The following is a 2343-nucleotide window of genomic DNA, read 5'->3' as shown; positions in this document are numbered from 1 at the left end:
CCTTGCCGCTTTCACGCTGGCCCTGTCCGCCGGGGTTTCTGCACAGACCACCAAACCGGGCCTGTGGGAAATGACGAGCAAAATGCAGTCAAGCTCCGGCGAGATGGAAAAAGCCATGGCCAACATGGAAAAGCAGCTGGCCAGCATGTCGCCCGAGCAGCGCAAGCAGATGCAGGACATGATGGGCAAACAGGGCATGTCCATGGGGCCCGRCGCCGGCGGTGGCATGACCATGAAGGTGTGCGTTACCAAGGAAATGGCCGAGCGCAACGAGCTGCCGCAGCAACAACAGGGCGACTGCAAGAGCACCCAGTCGCCGCGCAGCGGCAACACCATGAAGTTTGCCTACACCTGCACGCAGCCACCGTCCAGCGGCGAAGGCGTAATGACCTTCAACGGCGACACCGCCTACACGATGAAGATGAACACCACGACCACCGTCAAAGGCAAGCCCGAGAAGATGACCATGGATGCTGCAGGCAAATGGCTGTCGGCTGATTGCGGCAATATCAAACCCATCGCTCCTCCCAAGAAATAGAAACGCCCCCCGAAGCAGGGCATGTCTTCACCAGCAGGGGCCGCGGAACCGGCTTTGCCGGGCCGCAGGCGCAGCGGCCCCCTCGGGGGGCAGGAAGCTACACGGAGTGAGCGACCGTGGGGGCTATCTCCCCCCAAAAATCGCGGTGCCTACGCGCACCATGGTGCTGCCCGAATGGATCGCCGCCTCCAGGTCAGCGGTCATGCCCATTGACAAGGTATCCATGGGTGCAAGCAACGCACCTGACGCGTTGATTTCGTCAAAAATGGCTTTTGTCCGCGCGTGGACAGCGCAAGCAGCTACAAAATCGATAGCAGGCTCCGGTATCGCCATCAAGCCGCGCAAGGTGAGGTTCGGCAGCTGCACAACCGCCTGCGCCAGCGCCAGGACATCCTCAGGCGCCACGCCCGACTTGTTGGCGCCACCATCCACGTTGACCTGCAGGCAGATCTGGAGCGGCGGCAAATCGGGCGGTCGCTGCTCGCTCAGCCGCTGGGCGATTTTGGGGCGATCTACCGACTGCACCCAGTCAAAATGCTCAGCCACGAGACGGGTCTTGTTGCTCTGAACCGGGCCAATGCAATGCCACTCCAGCGTAATCCCAGGGCCCTGTGCCTCGGCGCCTTGCCAGGCGCGGAGGGCGGCAATTTTCTCTACGCCCTCAGTGATGTAGTTTTCGCCGAAGGCACGCTGCCCATCCGACGCGGCGTCGATCACGGCGTCCGCACCAAAGGTTTTGGAGACCGCCAGCAGCCGCACGCTCGCCGGATTGCGCCCGGCGGCTACGCAGGCCGTGGTTATCCGGTCACGGACAAGCTGGAGATTGCGCACAATCGTGGTCATAATCGAACTGTAAACTTAGTTTGAAAACCATTTTCAAAGGGTCCCGGGATGGATATCACGCAGTTGCTGGCTTTTAGTGTCAAGAACAAGGCGTCTGACTTGCATTTGTCGGCAGGCTTGCCGCCCATGATCCGGGTTCACGGCGACGTGCGGCGCATCAACATCGATCCGCTGGACCACAAGCAGGTGCATTCCATGGTGTATGACATCATGAACGACACCCAGCGCAAAACATATGAAGAATTCCTGGAGGTCGACTTCTCGTTCGAAATCGACGGCCTCGCCCGCTTTCGCGTCAATGCCTTCAACCAGAATCGCGGCGCCGGTGCGGTGCTGCGGACCATTCCATCCAAAATCCTGACACTGGAACAGCTCAACGCCCCCAAGATTTTTGGCGACCTGGCCATGAAACCGCGCGGCATGGTGCTGGTCACCGGCCCCACCGGCTCGGGCAAATCGACCACACTGGCCGCCATGGTCAACTACCTGAACGAAAACGAGTACGGCCACATCCTGACGGTGGAAGACCCGATCGAATTCGTGCACGAATCCAAAAAATGCCTGATCAACCAGCGCGAGGTCGGCCCACACACCCTGAGCTTTAACGCCGCGCTGAAATCGGCCCTGCGGGAAGATCCGGACGCCATCCTGGTGGGTGAAATGCGTGACCTGGAAACCATCCGGCTGGCCATGTCGGCCGCTGAAACGGGCCACCTTGTCTTCGGCACGCTGCATACTTCCAGCGCCGCGAAAACCATCGACCGGATCATCGACGTGTTTCCGGCCGAGGAAAAGGAAATGATCCGTTCCATGCTGTCCGAGTCGTTGCAGGCCGTGATTTCGCAAACACTGTGCAAAACCAAGGATGGTGCGGGCCGCGTGGCCGCACACGAGATCATGCTGGGCACCAGCGCCATCCGCAATTTGATCCGCGAGGCCAAGGTCGCCCAGATGTATTCATC

General features: G+C 60.2%; 3 protein-coding genes. 2 read left to right on the top strand and 1 reads right to left on the bottom strand.

Features of this window, described 5'->3' with window-relative positions; all coding sequences use genetic code 11:
• Positions 1 to 538, top strand: a 538-nt coding sequence (locus AC1D1X_RS21005) for a DUF3617 domain-containing protein (protein ID WP_477699079.1), incomplete at its 5' end; no start/stop codon positions are given.
• A gap of 123 nt (positions 539 to 661) precedes the next feature.
• Here AC1D1X_RS21005 and AC1D1X_RS21000 read toward each other — a convergent pair.
• Positions 662 to 1381 (bottom strand): YggS family pyridoxal phosphate-dependent enzyme, encoded by a 720-nt coding sequence (locus AC1D1X_RS21000; RefSeq protein ID WP_477668826.1) that lies wholly within the window; start codon positions 1379 to 1381, stop codon positions 662 to 664.
• Between the two features lie 48 nt (positions 1382 to 1429).
• Here AC1D1X_RS21000 and AC1D1X_RS20995 point away from each other — a divergent pair.
• The coding region (locus AC1D1X_RS20995; protein ID WP_477699078.1) for a type IV pilus twitching motility protein PilT at positions 1430 to 2343 on the top strand (914 nt) is incomplete at its 3' end.

The sequence above is a fragment of the Polaromonas sp. P1_G4 genome (genome assembly GCF_056405475.1).
This window is presented reverse-complemented; position numbering and strand designations above follow the sequence as displayed.